The sequence below is a fragment of the Streptomyces showdoensis genome (assembly GCF_039535475.1).
Classification (GTDB): domain Bacteria; phylum Actinomycetota; class Actinomycetes; order Streptomycetales; family Streptomycetaceae; genus Streptomyces; species Streptomyces showdoensis.
The window spans coordinates 115,069-131,462 of record NZ_BAAAXG010000006.1; the positions used below are offsets into that span (position 1 = coordinate 115,069).

The 16,394-nt window shown below is 74.8% G+C and carries 15 protein-coding genes and 1 pseudogene; 12 read left to right on the forward strand and 4 right to left on the reverse strand.

From position 1 onward, the window contains the following. The first annotated feature begins 19 nt into the window (after positions 1 to 19). The 3 genes and pseudogenes from ABD981_RS03740 (at position 20) to ABD981_RS03750 (ending at position 4,034) form a co-directional block, all read left to right on the forward strand. A pseudogene (locus tag ABD981_RS03740) lies at positions 20 to 2,378 on the forward strand (SpoIIE family protein phosphatase). Between the two features lie 47 nt (positions 2,379 to 2,425). Beyond that, positions 2,426 to 2,794: an STAS domain-containing protein gene (locus ABD981_RS03745; RefSeq protein ID WP_046910552.1), complete on the forward strand. Its 369-nt coding sequence runs from the start codon at positions 2,426 to 2,428 to the stop codon at positions 2,792 to 2,794. A 67-nt stretch (positions 2,795 to 2,861) separates the two neighbouring features. After that, positions 2,862 to 4,034 carry a PP2C family protein-serine/threonine phosphatase gene (locus tag ABD981_RS03750; RefSeq protein ID WP_046910551.1) on the forward strand — a complete coding sequence of 391 codons (1,173 nt, stop codon included), beginning with the start codon at positions 2,862 to 2,864 and terminating at the stop codon, positions 4,032 to 4,034. A gap of 117 nt (positions 4,035 to 4,151) precedes the next feature. On the opposite strand, the gene ABD981_RS03755 is transcribed toward ABD981_RS03750, so the two are convergent. Further along, positions 4,152 to 4,664 (reverse strand): MarR family winged helix-turn-helix transcriptional regulator, encoded by a 513-nt coding sequence (locus ABD981_RS03755; protein WP_046910550.1) that lies wholly within the window; start codon positions 4,662 to 4,664, stop codon positions 4,152 to 4,154. Between the two features lie 107 nt (positions 4,665 to 4,771). Between ABD981_RS03755 and ABD981_RS03760 the strand changes: the two genes are divergently transcribed. Beyond that, complete coding sequence (locus ABD981_RS03760) at positions 4,772 to 5,974, forward strand: PP2C family protein-serine/threonine phosphatase (RefSeq protein WP_240495400.1); 1,203 nt, start codon at positions 4,772 to 4,774, stop codon at positions 5,972 to 5,974. Positions 5,975 to 6,086: 112 nt separating this feature from the next. Next, positions 6,087 to 6,572, forward strand: a complete 486-nt coding sequence (locus tag ABD981_RS03765; protein ID WP_046910548.1) for an ATP-binding protein — start codon at positions 6,087 to 6,089, stop codon at positions 6,570 to 6,572. Between the two features lie 74 nt (positions 6,573 to 6,646). Here ABD981_RS03765 and ABD981_RS03770 read toward each other — a convergent pair whose 3' ends face one another. Beyond that, complete coding sequence (locus ABD981_RS03770; RefSeq protein ID WP_046910547.1) at positions 6,647 to 6,907, reverse strand: WhiB family transcriptional regulator; 261 nt, start codon at positions 6,905 to 6,907, stop codon at positions 6,647 to 6,649. 374 nt (positions 6,908 to 7,281) lie between these two features. Between ABD981_RS03770 and ABD981_RS03775 the strand changes: the two genes are divergently transcribed. The 4 genes from ABD981_RS03775 to ABD981_RS03790 all read left to right on the forward strand — a co-directional run bounded on the left by ABD981_RS03775 (position 7,282) and on the right by ABD981_RS03790 (position 12,340). Next, on the forward strand, positions 7,282 to 7,686 hold the full coding sequence (locus tag ABD981_RS03775) for an STAS domain-containing protein (RefSeq protein WP_046910546.1): 405 nt from the start codon (positions 7,282 to 7,284) through the stop codon (positions 7,684 to 7,686). After that, on the forward strand, positions 7,683 to 9,896 hold the full coding sequence (locus ABD981_RS03780; RefSeq protein WP_046910545.1) for a SpoIIE family protein phosphatase: 2,214 nt from the start codon (positions 7,683 to 7,685) through the stop codon (positions 9,894 to 9,896). The genes ABD981_RS03775 and ABD981_RS03780 overlap by 4 nt, the downstream gene beginning before the upstream one ends. 173 nt (positions 9,897 to 10,069) lie before the next feature. Next, positions 10,070 to 11,740, forward strand: coding sequence for a PP2C family protein-serine/threonine phosphatase (locus tag ABD981_RS03785; protein WP_046910544.1), 1,671 nt, complete (start codon positions 10,070 to 10,072; stop codon positions 11,738 to 11,740). Positions 11,741 to 11,914: 174 nt separating this feature from the next. Continuing rightward, positions 11,915 to 12,340 carry an SsgA family sporulation/cell division regulator gene (locus ABD981_RS03790; RefSeq protein WP_123954966.1) on the forward strand — a complete coding sequence of 142 codons (426 nt, stop codon included), beginning with the start codon at positions 11,915 to 11,917 and terminating at the stop codon, positions 12,338 to 12,340. Positions 12,341 to 12,362: 22 nt separating this feature from the next. Here ABD981_RS03790 and ABD981_RS03795 read toward each other — a convergent pair whose 3' ends face one another. Beyond that, positions 12,363 to 12,785, reverse strand: a complete 423-nt coding sequence (locus ABD981_RS03795; RefSeq protein WP_046910543.1) for an ATP-binding protein — start codon at positions 12,783 to 12,785, stop codon at positions 12,363 to 12,365. Positions 12,786 to 12,969: 184 nt separating this feature from the next. Between ABD981_RS03795 and ABD981_RS03800 the strand changes: the two genes are divergently transcribed. Next, the gene (locus ABD981_RS03800) at positions 12,970 to 13,812 is read left to right on the forward strand and encodes an RNA polymerase sigma factor SigF (protein WP_046910591.1); all 843 of its coding nucleotides are present in this window, start codon (positions 12,970 to 12,972) and stop codon (positions 13,810 to 13,812) included. Between the two features lie 208 nt (positions 13,813 to 14,020). On the opposite strand, the gene ABD981_RS03805 is transcribed toward ABD981_RS03800, so the two are convergent. After that, entirely contained in the window at positions 14,021 to 14,704 is a 684-nt protein-coding gene (locus tag ABD981_RS03805) for a DUF4230 domain-containing protein (protein WP_123954965.1), read from the reverse strand. A 266-nt stretch (positions 14,705 to 14,970) separates the two neighbouring features. Between ABD981_RS03805 and ABD981_RS03810 the strand changes: the two genes are divergently transcribed. Next, positions 14,971 to 15,558 carry a VanZ family protein gene (locus ABD981_RS03810; RefSeq protein ID WP_240495399.1) on the forward strand — a complete coding sequence of 196 codons (588 nt, stop codon included), beginning with the start codon at positions 14,971 to 14,973 and terminating at the stop codon, positions 15,556 to 15,558. Between the two features lie 78 nt (positions 15,559 to 15,636). Further along, a complete protein-coding gene (locus ABD981_RS03815) occupies positions 15,637 to 16,356 on the forward strand; it encodes a 4'-phosphopantetheinyl transferase family protein (RefSeq protein WP_123954964.1) in 720 nt (239 codons plus the stop codon). Positions 16,357 to 16,394 lie beyond the last annotated feature (38 nt).

Here is a 16,394-nt window from a genome sequence, read left to right on the forward strand (position 1 = left end):
CTCGGACGCCGCGGCCGTCTTGGACGCCGCGGCCGTCGACGGCCGGCTGGCCGCCACGGTGGAACGGCTGCGCGGCGAGGTGCGCGCCGCGCACGCGGCGGCCGAGGGCCGCGCCCTGATCGAACTCGCCAAGGGGGTCATCGTCGAGCGCCTGGGCTGCGGCCCGGCCCAGGCGGCCCGCCAGCTCGCGGAGCTCGCCGACCGGGCCGGACTGTCCCGGCTGGAGCTGGCCGCGGACATCATCAACCAGGCTGCCCGTGACCGGCTGGCCGAGACGACGGACGCATTCGTGAGAACGGCCGTCGCCGAGCCCCCGGCCGGCGCCGCCGCCTCGGTCGCCGTGCGGCTGCGCACGGCGGAGAGCGCGGCGCTCAGCGCCGGCGACACCCAGGCCGTCGCCGAGTCCCTGCTCCGGCATGCCCTCGAACCGCTGGGCGCGGTCGCCGTCGCGATCTGGACCACCGGTCCGGACACGTCGCTGAGCCTGCGCGGGCACGCCGGCTTCGGCCTCGACGAGGCGGCCCGCTGGCACTACGTGCCGCCGGGCGTGACCACCGCGGCCCGCCAGGCGCTGATCGGGCGGCGAACCGTCCGCCACGCCTCCCTGGCGGCCTCGGGCATCCCCTCCATCGGCCGCGGGCGGCATCCCGACGGCGGCCGGGTCGTCGTCCCCGCCGGGACCGGCGGCCGCATCCACGGCGTCCTGGAGATCTGCTGGGCCCGCCCGCTCGACCCCCTGCCGCAGGTCGTGGAGCGCCAGATCGAGGCCCTCGCCGAGCTCTGCGCCCACACGCTGGAGGCCCTGCCCGAGGCGTCCCCCGGGGGCTTCCTCGTCCCCGACGGCCTCCCGGTCCCCGGCGGGGAGAGTGCGGCGGCGCTGGCCGAACTCTCGGACGGGCTCTACGACCCCGCCCTCGTCCTGACCCCCCCACCTGGACGAGGCGGGGAAGCTCGTCGACTTCCGCATCCGGCATGCCAACGCGCACTTCCAGGACCCGGCCGGACGGCCCCGCGGCGCTGTCGACGGAGCCCTGCTCCTGGAGGCGTACCCGGCGACGGCGGGCGGCAGCGAACTCTTCGAACGGATCGAGCGGGTCTACGCCACCGGGGAGCCGTTCCGCGCCCGCCGGGTCCGGCTCACGGCCCTGGTCGACCAGGTGCCGCTCGCCTCGCTCGCCGACATCAGCATCAGCCGGTACGGCGCGGGCGTCCTGTTCATCTGGCGCGTCGAGGACGAGTCGGCGCGCCTCGCCAGCCTCCTCCAGCACGCCCAGCGCCTGGGCCGGGTGGGGGCCTTCGAGGAGGACCTCGTCACCGGTGGCATCACCTGGCACAGCCAGCTGTACGAGCTCTTCGGCCGCGCGACGACGGAGCCGCCGGTCGCCCTGCGCGACCTCGCCGACCACGTCCACCCCGACGACGCCGCCACCGTCCGGCGCTTCCTCCAGAAGGTGCTGCACCAGCGACGGGTGGGCTCCGCCGCCTTCCGCATGCTCCGCCACGACGGCGTCACCCGGCACATCCGGGTGACCGCCGAACCCGCCCCGGGCGGCGACGGCGGTCTCCAGACCGTCCGGGGCGCGTACCAGGACATCTCGGCGCAGCACTGGACCGAGGTCGCCCTCACGGCCACCCGCGACCGGCTGGCGGCGACGGAGGAGGCGGCCGAGGAACGCAACCGGCTCACCCTCCAGCTCCAGCACGCGATCATGCCGCCGGCCATGCCGCCGCTGGACGCGCCGGGACTCGACGTGGCCGTGCGCTACCGGCCCGCGGAGTCCGATTCCCTGGTCGGCGGCGACTGGTACGACGCGGTCGTGCTGCCGTCCAAGAAGGTGCTCCTGTGCGTCGGGGACGTGGCCGGCCACGGCGTGGAGGCCGCCACCGGCATGGTGGTGCTGCGCAACGCCCTGCGCGGCCTGGCCGTCACGGGCGCGGGCCCGGGGCAGCTGCTGTCCTGGCTCAACAGCGTCGCCCACCACCTCACCGCCCAGGTGACGGCCACCGCCGTCTGCGGCGTCTACGACCCGGAGAGCCGTACGCTGCGCTGGGCCCGCGCGGGACACCTCCCGCCGGTGCTGGTGCGCGGGGAGGATGCGCTCGACCTGCCGCTCCTGCGCGGGGTGCTGCTGGGAGCGCTCGCGGAGACCGAGTACGAGGAGGCGGAGCTGCGGCTCGAACCCGGCGACACGGTGCTGATGTACACCGACGGGCTCGTCGAGCGGCGCGACACCGCCGTCCACGATTCCGTCGCCCAGCTGCTCGCCGTCGCCCGGCAGCGGTCCGACAGCCTCGAACACCGGCTGGACCAGCTGCTCGCGCGCAGCAAGTCGGACACGGACGACGACACGTGCGTGGTCGGCGTCCAGGTGTTCTGACCCCGCCCGCCCCGAGACCGGCCCCTCCCCCACGGAAAGCAGGAGACATGTCCGAGCGTGAACCGAACCTTGATGTCGACGTCGAGATCCGCGACGGCCGCACGGCGGTGCTGACCGTGGCGGGCGAGCTGGACATGGAGACGGCCGACCGGCTCCAGGAGCTGCTGACGGAGCAGTTCGGTCAGGGGCGGCGCCGCCTCGTGCTGGACCTGTCCGCGCTCGACTTCATGGACTCCTCGGGGCTGAACGTCCTGATCCGGGCGGTCAACAAGGCGCGGCAGAGCGACGGCGACCTGTACCTCGCCGCGCCGACCCCGGCCGTGCGCCGCATCCTGGAGATCACCGGCGTGACGACGACCATCCCGCCGCACGACGCCGTGGCGGACGCGCTGGCCGCGGCCGGCGGCACGAGATAGCGGACGGACCGCCCGTTCCCGTGCACAGGGACCGGGCGCAGGGAAGAGGAAGAGGAAGAGGAAGACCGTGCGCGAGATCGCCGAGATCGAGCAGGCGCTCCGCCGGGCGGCCCCCCACCGGCTCGTGGGAGTCGTCGAGGACGCCCTCAGGGAGCACGGGGTGCTGCGGGTGGAGCTGCGCATGGCCGACTACGGCCTGCGGACGCTCCAGCTCGTCGGGGACGTTCCCGGGGCGGACCCGTCGGTGCCGATCCACGACAGTCCCCAGGGGCGCGCCTTCGGTGCCCAGGAGCCGTACGTGGCCCGGGAGTCCGGGGCGCTCCGGCTCCACCTGCCCGTCACGGTCCGCGGGGACCGGCTGGGGGTGCTGACGGCCGAGCTGCCTCCGCGGGCCGACGTCGGGCAGCTGCTGCCGGGGCTCGCCCAGCTCTGCGAGGCGCTCGGCCACGAGATCCTGGTGGCGGAGCGCGACACGGACCTGTACGTCCTGGCGCGGCGCGCGACCCGGCTCACGCTCGCGGCGGAGATGCAGTGGCAGCTGCTGCCCGGCCGTTCCTGCGCCCGTCCCGAGTTCGCCCTGGCCGCCCATCTGGAGCCCGCCTACGCGATCTTCGGCGACAACTACGACTGGTCGGTCTCGGACGGCCGGCTGACGCTGACGGTCACCAACGGCATGGGAGAGGGCATCGAGGCCGCCCTGCTGACGAACCTCGCGATCAACGCGCTCCGCAACGCCCGCCGGGCCGGCCTCCCCCTGGCCGACCAGGCCGCGCTGGCGGACCAGGCCGTGTACGCCCAGTACCGGGGCGAGTCCTTCGTGTCGGTGCTGCTGCTCTGCTTCGACCTGGCCACGGGTGAGGTGGAGGCCGTGGACGCCGGCTCGCCCCGGCTGTGGCGACAGCGGGGACAGGCGGTGGAGCCGGTCGGCTTCGAGGCGCAGCTGCCCCTCGGCATGTTCGAGGAGACCGTGTACGTACCGGAGCGGTTCTCGGTGCGGCCGGGCGACCGGCTGCTGTTCGGGAGCGACGGCGTGTACGCGGCCGTCTCGCCGGCCGGGGAGAGCTACGGGGACCGGGCGCTGGCCCGCGCGCTGCGGGGGACGAGACTGCTGCCGCCCACGCACGTGCCGCAGGCGGTGCTCCGGGAGCTCGCCGCCCACCACGGCGGCAACCCGCTGGAGGACGACGCCCTGGTCGTGTGCCTCGACTGGCACGGCACCCCGTCAACAGTTGCCGTATGACAACTGTATCCTTGGGGCAACAACCGGGCGGCGCCCGGAAGGACGCGTCGAGGACGACCAGAGGTGGCAATGAGGACATGGGGTGTGCGCCCGGCCGGAGCCGGCGGCGCGCGGGGGTCAGGCCGAACTGACGTCCTTCAGCGGAGTGCGGGCGCGTGACGAGGCGGCTGCTCCGCCCCCTCCCAGCGCGTCCTGGAAACCCGTGAGCCCCCTCAGCAGCGCCTTGCGGCTCGTCGGCGACATGTCCGCGATGACCGCGAGCAGGGCCTCCTCGCGCTGGGCCCTGAGGTCCCGCAGGTACGCCTTGCCGTGCGCGGTCAGGTGCAGCTCCAGCTGCCGGCGGCTCACGGGGCTGGGCAGCCGCTGCACGAAGCCCAGCGCCTCCAGCCGGTCGCACATGCGGCTCACCGAGGGCGGGGCGGAGCCGAGCAGCTCCCCCAGGGTGCGCAGGCTGATCCCCTCCTCGCGGTCCAGGCTGTACAGCACGCGCAGCTGACTCGCCGAGACGGGTGTCGACGACACCATGTCCCGGCCGCGCTCCCACAGCACCTCCAGCAGCTCGATGAGCTCCCGGGCGGACTCTGCCGCCCGCTGCGGCTCCCGTGGCGGCGGGGCGGAGTTGCTCGTCATGCCTGCCGACCCTCCTCGGACGTCCGGGCCCGGGGACAGCGGCCTAGCGACGGACCGGTCATCTCCACATCTCTCCAGAAGGCGGTACGGATCCGGTGGATCGACACGTGACAGTGGAAGGCGCACTGCGCGGGGCGGCACCACACCTCCTCCTGGACTCCCTCCGTACCAGTCTCGCGCGGCTGTACGCCGCGACCTCCGCCGATCTGCTGCTCGTCGACTACGGATGCACGAGCCTGCGCCCCGTGGAGCCCGTCCAGGCCCCTGCCGGGATCTCGCACACGCCCGTGGACGCGGGCCCCGCCGGCCGCGTCTTCCGCACCCAGCAACCATATCTTTTCCGTGATGTCGGGCCCACGGCGACCGTTTACCTGCCCATCACGGTCCGCGGAGAACGGTTCGGCGTCCTGGTCGTGGTCCTGCCCGCCGAGCGCTCCGCGCCGGAGACCACCGCGAGCCTCGCCCGGGTCGCCGAGACCCTCGGGCACGCCCTGCGCGTCGCCGACCGCCACACCGACCTGTACCGGCGCACCCGCAGGACGCACCCCCTCAGCATCGCGGGAGAGATGCAGTGGGACACCCTGCCGGGCCGGGCCTGCGCCGGACCCGCCTTCGACCTCCACGCCCACTGGGAGCCCGCCTACGCCTCCGGGGGACACCTCCTCGACTGGAGCGCCACCGAGCGCGAGCTCGTGATCGTCGTCGCCGACGGCGCCGGCCCCGGCACCCCGGCCGCCCTGGCGAGCACCCTCGCCCTGATGGCGGTCCGCAACGCCCGGCGGGCCGGGCTCGACCTGGTGGCCCAGGCCAGCCTCACCGACCAGGCGCTCTACGGGCAGTACCGCGGCCGGCACCCGCTCTCCGCCCTGCTGCTCCGCCTCGACCTCGCCACCGGCGAGGCCGAGGCGGTGGACGCCGGGTCGCCGACGCTCTGGCGCCTCCGCCCCACCGGGACCGAGCGCATCGACCTGGACCGCCAACTGCCCCTGGGCATGTTCGAGGACACCGTCTACGCTCCCCAACGCCTGCGCCTCCTGCGCGGCGACCGGCTGGTCTTCGTCGCCCACGGCGCCGGGGAGCCGACGGCCGGCGGCGGGGACGAGGCACCGGACGGTCCCGTCGCCCGCGCCCTCACCGCCGTACGCCACCGGAAGGGCGCGGAGGTCCCCCGGGCCGTCGTACGGGCGCTGCGCGACGCCCGCCGTGGCGCGTCGGCCCCCGTCCTCGTACTCTGTCTCGACTGGCGCGGCCACCGGCCCGGCACGCCGGACGGGGGACGGCACGGGGCGACCGGGCCGGCGTCCCCTTGACGCTCTCCCCGCGGGGTGATCCGTGGGGCGTGCGGTGTGAGAACCATGAAGAGGGGAAAGGCGGGTACGAGGAACCCAGCCACCGGCCCAGGACGAGGGGAGCACCAGCGCCATGACGGACGCGATCACCGCGGAGCGAGCGGTCCCGGAGCCCCTGCTGTCCGCGGGCGTCGTCTACGGCGACGCCTCCCGGGGCGGGGCGATCGCGTCGGCGCGTGCCTTCACGGCCGAATTCCTCGCGGCCGCCCCCGCCGTGCTGCGCGGACCCGTCGGCGACGAGCGCGTCGAGCTCGCACAGCTGGTGGTCAGCGAACTGGTGACCAACGCGATCCGGCACACCGCCGGCCCCTGTCGACTCCTGCTCGAACTGGGCCACGACGCGCTGGAGATCTCGGTCTTCGACCAGGAGGCCGCCGCTCCCGTACCCCGCGGGCACGACCCCCGCCGCATCGGCCAGCACGGCGTCGAGATCGTCGTCGCCGTCTGCGAGAGCCTGACCGTGGAGCCCGCCCCCGCGGGGAAGCGGGTCCGCGCCCGCCTCTCCCTGCTGCCGGAGCCCGCCGACCCGGCGCCCCCGCGGAGCCGGCGAACGCCCTGACGCACCGGCGGCCTCACCGGCCCGCCCCGCGCGGTACGCCCCCCGGGGGCCGGGGGGCGTGATCCTCCGGCCGGTCACCGGCGGTCGTCCGCCCGCAGACGCGCCCGGCGCGTCAGCGCGCGCCGCTCGGCCTCGGTCAGGCCGCCCCACACGCCCGACGGCGGGTGCGGCTGCTGCGCCAGGGCCGAGCGCAGGCACGGTTCGCGGACCGGGCAACGCCGGCAGACCCTCTTGGCCTCCTCCGCCTGGGCGAGCGCGGGGGCGCCGGTGCCCACCGGGAAGAACAGATCGGGGTCGACCTCCTGGCAGGCCGCGGCCGCACGCCAGCCGTCCATATGAGCCTCCTGGCACATGAGTGGGGATTCGTGTCCCCGTCCGCCTGACCGTTCGGCGAGCCGTGAAACCCGCACGGCGCCGCTCCGGCCCGCGTCACCGCGGACCACGCCGCGGACCGCGCGGGACGGGCGCCACGCTCCACCACGCCATCGCCACACCGACACCGAACACCAGGACCAGCAAGACCGGCACGGCGGAATCCTTCCGGGAGCGGACCGCGTTCAGGCTGCGACTGACCCCGAACACCCCGCCGAAACGCCTTCCCCCGTCATGAATCCGAAGCATCGGGGAACGCGGAAGGAGGGAGTGACGTCCACGCCTGTTCCCCAGGCTGGGCCCGTCCGCCAGTAGTCGCACACGGAGGAAGTCGAGGGTGTTCTCGGTCGAGGTCAGACAGGAGGAACGGGGCACGGTACTGGTGCTCCGCGGCGAGTTGGACTTCGACAGCGCCGTCCAACTGGACGAGGCGGGGCACCGGGGCCCGGGCGCCGCCGCGTCGGGGCCCGTCGTGGTGGACCTCGCCGCCCTGACCTTCTGCGACTCCAGCGGCATCAGCGCCCTGCTGAGGCTCTACCGGGACCTGTCCGCCCAGGGCAGGGCCCTCCGGCTCGCCGCCGTCCCGCCCACCGTCCGGCGGCTGTTCACCCTGACGGGCCTCGACCAGATCTTCACCGTGCACGCCGACGTGCACGAGGCACTCGCGGCGGCACCGGCCGGGCCGGACACCGCACCCGGAGCCGGAGCACCGGCGCCACAGAACAGGAAAGAGAGCGCATGAGGCGCGTACCGGGTCAACATCCCCACCGGCCCGAACCGGCGAAGGACTCCGGTCGCGCCGCCGTCGACCCGGCGGACGACGACCTCAGAGCCCTGTTCGGCGAGACCACCGCCGTCTTCGCCTCCCTCGCCGGCCCGGCGCACCTGGTCGAGAGCGCCAACCCGGCCTTCTTCAGCGCCATCGGCGCCGGCCCGCGCGTCCGCACCGGCGTCCCCCTCGGACAGCTGCTGCCCGGGCCCGCCGGCCAGGGACTCATCGGACTCCTCGACCGGGTCTACCGGTCCGGCGCCCCCCGCACCGGACGCGACGCCCGGGTCCTCCTCGACGACGGGGCCGAGCCGCGGGAGGCCTTCTTCGACTTCAACTACGAGCCGCGCGTCGACTCCGGCGGCAACGTCACCGGCGTCCGGGTCATCGGGGTCGAGACGACACAGGTCAGGCAGGCCCAGCGGTTCACGGCGGAGCACCGCGCCCTCCTGGAGCAGATCGCCCGGCAGGCACCGCTGCGCGAGGTCCTGGACGGCATGGTCCGCGCGATAGAGGAACTGTCGCCGGAGGACCTCGTCGTCTCGGTGCTCCTCGCCGACCAGGAGGGCCGGCGCCTGGTGCACGGCGCGGCTCCCAGCCTGCCCGACTTCTACAACCGGGCCGTCGACGGGATCGCGATCGGCGAGGGCGCCGGGTCCTGCGGCACCGCCGCGCACCGCCGCGAGACCGTCATCGTCGGAGACATCGCCGCGGACCCGCTGTGGGACGACTTCCGCGACCTGGCGGGACGGGCCGGCCTGGCCGCCTGCTGGTCCACCCCCGTCCTGGGACGCGACGGCTCGGTCCTGGGCACCTTCGCGATGTACCACCGCACCCCGAGACTCCCCCAGGCGGCCGACCTGGCCCTCGCCCGCCTCTTCGCCGACACCGCGGCCCTCGCCGTGGAGCGGCAGCAGGCCGAGGCCGCCCGCAGCGCCGCCGAGGCCCGTGAGCGGGCGGCCCGCGAGGACCTCGCCTTCCTCCTCCAGGCCAGCACCGCCCTCACGGTCGACCTCGACGCCGTCCAGACCCTGGAGCGACTCGCCGCCTCCTGCGCCCCGCGCCTGGCACCGCTGTGCGCCGTCGACGTGGTGGAGAACGGGCGCCTGCGCCGGGTCGCCACGGCCGCCCCGGACGAGCGCCGGCGGGAGGTCCTCGCCTCGCACATCCCGGTCTACGACTCCGACGACGACGCCGTCGCCCGGGTCCTCGCCACGCGCGCGAGCGAGGTCGCCCGGCGCGCCCCCACCGGGCCCGGCCCCTGGCAGGACCTCGGCGTGACCGGCTACCTCTGCATCCCGCTGCTGGACCGGGGCACCGCCTTCGGCACCGTGACGCTGCTCTCCACCGAGGCGGAGCCCTTCGACGGGCACCGCGTGGCCCTCGCCGAGGAGCTGGCCCGGCGCGCCGCCTCGGCCGCCCGCAACGCCCGCCAGTACACCCACCGGGTGACCCTCGCCCGGGACCTCCAGGCCGGGCTGCTCATGCCCGAACTCCCCGACGTGCCCGGCGCGGACGTCGCCACCTCCTACCACCCCGCCGGGGAAGGCCTCGACATCGGCGGCGACTTCTACGACGTCTTCCCGCTGGACGACGGGCGGTGGGCCTTCCTCCTCGGCGACGTCTGCGGGCGCGGAGCCATCGCCGCCACCACCACCGCGCTCGTCCGCCACACCGCGCGCGCCGTCGCACCCCTCCTGCCCGGCCCCGAGGACGTCGTCGCCGCCGTCAACCGGGCCCTCGTCAACCGCCCGGGCAGTCACGGAACCGGCTTCGTCACCCTCGTCTACGGCCGGCTGACCCCCACCGGGCACGGACTGGACGTCGAGCTGGTCCGGGCCGGTCACACCCTGCCCCTCCACCTCGACACCCGCCACACCACCCGCCTCGTCGACGCCCCCGGATCCCTGCTCGGCATCTCCGCCGAGACCGACGTCGTCTCCCGGACCCTCCACCTCGACCCGCACGAAAGCCTGCTGCTCTACACCGACGGCATCACGGAGGCCCGCGACGACTCGGGCGAGCAGTTCGGAGAGAAACGGCTCGCCGAGGCCGTCGCCGGGGCCCCGCCACGCCCCTCCGCCCAGCAGGTCGTCGACGCCCTCACCGGCGCGGTGCGCGACTTCACGGGCGGACAGGACATCGACGACGACCGGGCGGTCCTCGTCCTCACCGCCACCTGAGCACCGCTTCCGTGAAGCACCTGTGCCGGAATCGTGGGGATCGTGCGGGGCCGGGCCGGATGCGTACCCCAGGAGGCGGGCTCGCTTGATGTGCGGGGCCCCCTGCGCGAGGGTGGGAGGACGAGCTGTCGTCGAGTGGGAAGGTGGCGGTCCAGGACGCGCGGGCCACGCTTATGACTGTTTTCGAGGACGAGTCCAGCCGCTCCCGTGAGTCCGCGGAAGCGAGGAACCTCCGGTGGCGCGGTTCGCCGCACCCTGCGGTGGTGGCCGACCGCGAGGGCGGCGTCGTGGAGTTCAACGCCGCCGCGGCCGACCTCTTCCCGCGACTGGGGGTCGGCAAGGGACTGGACGAAGCCGTCCCGCGATGGCTCGCCGACGCCCACCGGCGGCTGGCCCACCCGACCGGCGCACCCGCCGGGGCGGCACCCGCCCCGCTGCGCGGCTGCCACGAGGGCAGGCTGCTGAGGGCCCACCCCACCGGGTCCGGCCACGGCGACGTGGCGTGGTGGCTGGTCGACGACTCCGACCTGACGGCCGCGCAGGACGCCCTGCGCACCGAACGGGAGCGCCACGCCATCCTGGCCGAGGCCTCCACCCAGCTGCTGGCCTCGCTCGACCCCGACCGCTGCCTGGAGAAGGCGGCCCTGCTCGCCGCCGACCATCTCGGCGACGCGGCCCTCGTGATCTCCCCGCCCGGGATGCGGAACCGCTCCACCGTGGTCACCGCCATGGCCGGGGGTTTCGAGCGGACGCAGCTCACCCTGGACCCGGCCGTCGTGCCCGGTCTCACCGAGGCGCTCCGGGGTTTCCCGCCGGTGCCCGCCCGCTGGATCGACCCGGCCGAACTGCCGTCCTGGGCCGTGCCCGAGGGCTTCGGGGGGACCCCGGGGTCCGCCGCCATCACCCCGCTGGCCGGCCACGGCGTGCCCGCGGGCGCCCTGGTCCTGCTGCGGCGCGGCGGACGGCGGGCCTTCGACGCCTCCGAGGAGCACTTCGCCCGGCTGTTCGCCGCCCGCGCGGGCGCCGCCCTCTCGGCCGCGCGCCTCTACGCCGAGCAGGACCGCGTCACCCGTGCGCTGATCGCCGAACTCCTCCCGCCCCGACTCCACCGCGTCGACGGCGTCGACTTCGCCGGCGGCTACCGCACGTCCCGGGACACCGACCGGCTCGGCGGCGACTTCTACGACGTGCACCCCGGCAGCGACGACGGCCGCGACACGCTCGCCGTCCTGGGCGACGTGTGCGGCAAGGGGCTCGACGCCGCCGTGCTCACCGGCCGGATCCGCAGCACCGTGCAGGCCCTGCTGCCCCTCGCCGGCGACCACCAGGACGTCCTGCGGCTGGTCAACGGCGCCCTGCTGACCGCCCGGCACACCCGCTTCGCCACCCTGGTCCTGGCCTCGGTGCGGCGCACGGGCGGCCGGGTGCGGCTCCGGCTCACCAGCGCCGGCCACCCCCGCCCGCTCGTCCTGCGGGCCACGGGAGAGGTGGAGGAGGCCGACACCGGCGGGACCCTGGTGGGCGCGCTCCCCGTCGTCACCAGCCGGTCGGCGACCGTGGACCTCTCCCCCGGCGAGACCTGTCTGCTCTACACGGACGGGATCACGGAGGCCCGGGGCGGGCCGCTCGGCCCCTCCCTGTTCGGTGAGGACCGGCTGCGCTCCGCGCTCTCCGAGTGCGCGGGGCTCCCGGCGGAGGCCGTCGTCGAGCGCGTACAGACGGTCGCCGGGGACTGGGTGGGCGACGGCCCTCACGACGACATGGCGGTCGTCGCCATCACCGCCCCGCACACCGCCCATCTGTCCGCGGTGAACGGCCGCACCCGGGGCAGGTACACGGCCTGAGCACGCGGACCGCCGCCCCGGCCGACGTCCTCGTTCCCTGACGGGCCTTCACGGCCTTCACCACATCGCGACACCATCGGCGCATCCGCCACGACGGCACGAGGTGTAACAGGTTCGGGACGGGACAAGCGGACACCGCACCCGCTCGCTGACAGCCCTCAGCCGGAGGTTCTCATGCCCCAGCCCCACGTCGCACCGCTCCCCGCACCGCGCGGCCTCATCCAGTCGATGGCCATGGACCTGTTCACCGCGGACGCGGCGGTCCCGATCGACACCACCGTCGGCTACGACTCCCGCGACCCGCATGCCCTGAGCATCGCCTTCCACCTCCTCGGCGAGGACCCCGTGGTGTGGCGCGTCGACCGCGAGATGATCCTCACCGGATCGCTCGGCCCCACCGGCGACGGCGAGGTCCGGGTCCGGCCCACCCCCGACGGCGGGCTCCTGCTCCGGCTCGGGCCGCCGGCCCAGTGCGCCGTCGTCCGCTGCCGGCAGGAGACGATCGGCCGCTTCGTGCGCGAGACCTTCGTCCTGGTGCCGGAGGGCACGGAGGAACACCACATCGACTGGGGTCCGCTGCTCGCGTCCCTGGGGCACTGAGGTGCGGCGGGAAGCGGCTCCCTCAGCCGGGACGGCCGGGGCCGGCCGGACGGAAACAGGCCGTGACGTCCTTGCCCCGCGGGCAGGGGCGGGTCCCCACGTCGTCGGCGAGGGCGTCGACCAGGAGCAGTCCGCGGCCGCCCAGCGCGCCGTCGTCCGGGCTGCGCTGCTCGGGCACCCGCGGGGAGGCGTCGTGCACGGTGACGTGCAGGCACTCCTCGTCCCAGGTGAGGATCAGCTGGGCGTCGCTGCGGGCGTGCACATGGGCATTGGTGACGAGTTCGGAGACCGCCAGCACGACGGAGTCCGCCACGCCGGGGGCGGTACGGTCCCAGCCGAGCGCCACCAGGTGCCGGCGCGTCCAGTCGCGGGCCGTCTTCACGCTGCTGCCCAACGGCAGCGAGCGCGCCCAACCGACGGCCCTCATCGAGGGGTCCCGTGTCATGTCTCTCCTCCTGAGGATCGGTCAGGCATTCCGTCTGCCCCTCGCGGGGCGGGGAAAACCGATCGGAAACTCATGCGGATTCGACAGGTCTGAACGTGAGAAGTCGGGGTAGGCGGCCAGTCGGGGGCCCGTGCGTCCCCATGAAGAAGACACGTGAAAGGAGACAGGTGTGACGGTCACCACGATGTCGACGGCGGGAGTCGGGTCCGGAACACGGGCGCTGCCGGAGATCCCGGACACGTTGGCGGTCGCACCCAGGGACGCGAGGACCCTGTCGAAGGTCTTCTTCCGGGAGCTCGCGACGCTGGAGGAGGGGACGCACGCGTACCAGTACGCGCGGAACACCCTCATCGAGATGAACATGAGCCTGGTCCGCTACGCCGCCGGGCGCTTCCGGCACCGCGCCGACGAGATGGAGGACATCGTCCAGGTCGGCATGATCGGCCTGATCAAGGCGATCGACCGGTTCGAGCTGTCGCGCGAGGTCGAGTTCACCACCTTCGCGGTTCCGTACATCGTCGGCGAGATCAAGCGGTTCTTCCGGGACACCTCCTGGGCGGTGCACGTTCCCCGCAGGCTCCAGGAGGCGCGCGTGGAGCTGGCCAAGGCGACCGAGGAACTGAGCACCCGTCTGGGACGGATGCCGACGGTCAAGGAACTGGCCGAGCTGATGAGCCTCAGCGAGGAGGAGGTCACCGAGGCGCGGCTGGCTTCCAACGGCTACAACTCCTCGTCGCTCGACGCCGCGCTGAGCGGCGAGGACGAGGACAGCGACGCCTCGCTGGCCGACTTCATCGGCACCGAGGACCCCGCCATGGAGCTGGTGGAGGACTTCCACTCGCTGGCCCCGCTCATCGCCGACCTCGACGAGCGCGACCGCCGGATCATCCACATGCGGTTCGTCGAGGAGCTGACCCAGGCGCAGATCGGTGAGCGGCTGGGCTGCTCGCAGATGCACGTCTCGCGGCTCCTCTCGCGCACCGTGAAGCGCCTGCGCGAGGGCCTGCTGGGCACCGGCACCGACTGATCCGAGCGCCCCGAACGGCTCCGGGGTTCCCGCACCGGAAGTGACCGGTGCGGGAACCCCGGAGCCGTTCTCCTCTCCGTTGCAGACGTCGACGATCCGGTACGTCCCGTGGCCCGGCACGAGGTCGCGTCCGGGGACACGCGGACCGACACGGAGGCGTCGGTCCGCGTGTCCCCGGACGGCCGGCTTCGGGAGCGGTCGACCCCGGTCAGACGAAGGTCACGGTGACCCGCTCGAAGCCCAGGCCCCGCAGCAGTTCCCGCAGCATCGCGGCGGTGTTCCGTTCCGCCCGGGACGTCAGGTCGGACGCGCGGGCCGCGTCGCCGATGCGCTGGGCGGCGAGGACGTGGACGGCCTGTTCGCTCGCGGGGTTGTCCGAGAAGAGATCCCCGATCCGGTCGAGCAGACCGCGCTGCTTCGACACGGCGTACGACTTCTCCGGATCGAGCGCCGGGTCGGCCAGCCGGGCGTGCGGCAGCCGTACGGTGGCCTCGGTCCGGTCGGCGTCGACGCTCACGGCGCCGTCCCCGAGGCCGCCGAAGTCGACGTACGCGGCGACGTCGCCGCTCGCCACGTAGAGGGTGCGGGTGCCCCGGATCGCGTCGGGCAGGAACCGCGCGTCGTGCTCCAGGTCGACCACCACCTGGTAGGTCCCCGCCGCCCCCTCGTACCGGCTCAGGTCCTGGACGGACTTCAGGACGGCGGGGCCGGAGCGGTCCCGCACCTCCGTCCCGAAGACGGTCAGGCCCGGAAGCCGGAAGAACTGGCCGATCAGCATGAGGGCGACGGCGAGCACCAGCAGCGCACCGGCGACGATGCGCCACCGGCCCCCGGTGCGCCGCCCCGAAGGGCCGGCCGGCGCGGGTCGGTTGTCCGTTTCTTCTTCTCCCATGGGGGCCGGTTGCCCGAGTTCGCCGTGCGCACACTCAACTCACTTGTAAATGCTACGAGTTGTGGCACGAGGGGCGGTTGTTGCGGCGGTGGGGGTCCGGGCGGAGCCGCGGCGCATGACGTCCCCGGGCGCGGGTATGCGGGGTCCGATCGCACGAGGACACCCAGGGGAGGAGACGGCTCATGTTCGGTCGGAGAGTTCCGAGAAGGGTGCCGAAGGAACGGGACGCCGATGCCGCCGGCGGGGACGAGGGTACGGGGAGAGGTGTGCGGCGCGCGGACGACGGGGCACGGTCCGCCGGGAGCCCGGAGCCTGGGGACGCCGCCACCGCGGCGCCCCGTGCCGAGGCCCCGGTCCCCCGCGGGCCGGGCCGCTTCGTGCGGGCGCTCGTCGCCCTCACGGCCCTGGCCGGCATGGTGGCGTTCGCCGTGGTCCTGGCCCGGCTGACGCTGGAGGCCTCGCCGGCGTCCGTGCCCCTCACCCACGACAACCTGACGCCCGGTCGCTCGATCGAGGCGTACCTCAGCCGGCCCGCGTTCCTGGACACCGTCAAGCAGCTCGGGGGCAACGTCCTCCTCGGCGTCCCCTTCGGGATCCTGCTGCCCCTGCTGTCCCGCAGGGCCCGCGGCTTCCTCCGGGTCGCGCTCCTCACCGCCGCCGCCATGCTGCTCGTGGAACTGGTGCAGGGGGCGCTCGTGACGGGCCGCGCCTTCGACGTCGACGACGTCCTCCTCAACACGACGGGCGCGCTGCTCGGGTACCTGACCGTCGGCCGGCGGCTGGGCCGGGCCGTGCACCCCCGCACCCGCCCCCGCTGGTGGCGGGGCCGGCGTCCGGCCGACACCTCGGCGTGACGCCGGGACCGTCCGCACCGGCCCTCACGGCGCGGACCGCGTCCCCGGCGCAGGACCGGAGCCCCTAGAGTCGTACGCGTGGACGACATCGGCATCATCCCGCGGGAGTTCGGCCGGGACCGGGCGCCGTCCGGGCTGCCCGTGGGCGCCGAGGTGTGGCTGGTGCCGCCCGGGGCCGTCGCGGCCGGCGGGGCGGCGGGGGTGCTCGACGCCGAGGAGCGGGACCGGGCGGCGCGGTTGCGGCGGGCCGCGGACCGGGAGGTGTACGTCGCCGCGCACACGGCGCTGCGGGTGCTGGCCGGCGGGTACCTCGGGCGGGCGCCCGGGGCGGTCGTGTTCGCGCGCCTGGACTGCCCCGGGTGCGGCGGGCCGCACGGGCGGCCGGTCCTCGCCGAGCGGGGGGACGCCCTGCACTTCTCGCTCTCGCACAGCAAGGGCCTCGCCCTGGTCGCGTTCGCGCCCGTCCCGGTCGGCGCGGACGTCGAGGCCGTGCCCGAGGCGGGGACGGTCGGCCAGGTGGCGGACTCGCTGCACCCGGCCGAGCGGAGCGAACTCGCCCTGCTCGCCGGCGCCGAGCGCGCCGCGGCCTTCACGCGCTGCTGGACCCGCAAGGAGGCCTACCTGAAGGGGACGGGGCAGGGCCTGTCCGGCACCGGGTTCGCCGACACGTTCGTGGGCACGGGCGCGCGTCCGCTGCCCGTCCCCGGCTGGACGCTCACCGACGTGCGGGTCCCGCAGGGCTTCGCGGGCGCCTGCGCGGTGCGCACGGGGGCCGGGGCGGCGGGACCGGCGGGGTAGGCGCCGGGGGCCGCGGCCCCCGGTGGTCCCGGTCTCAG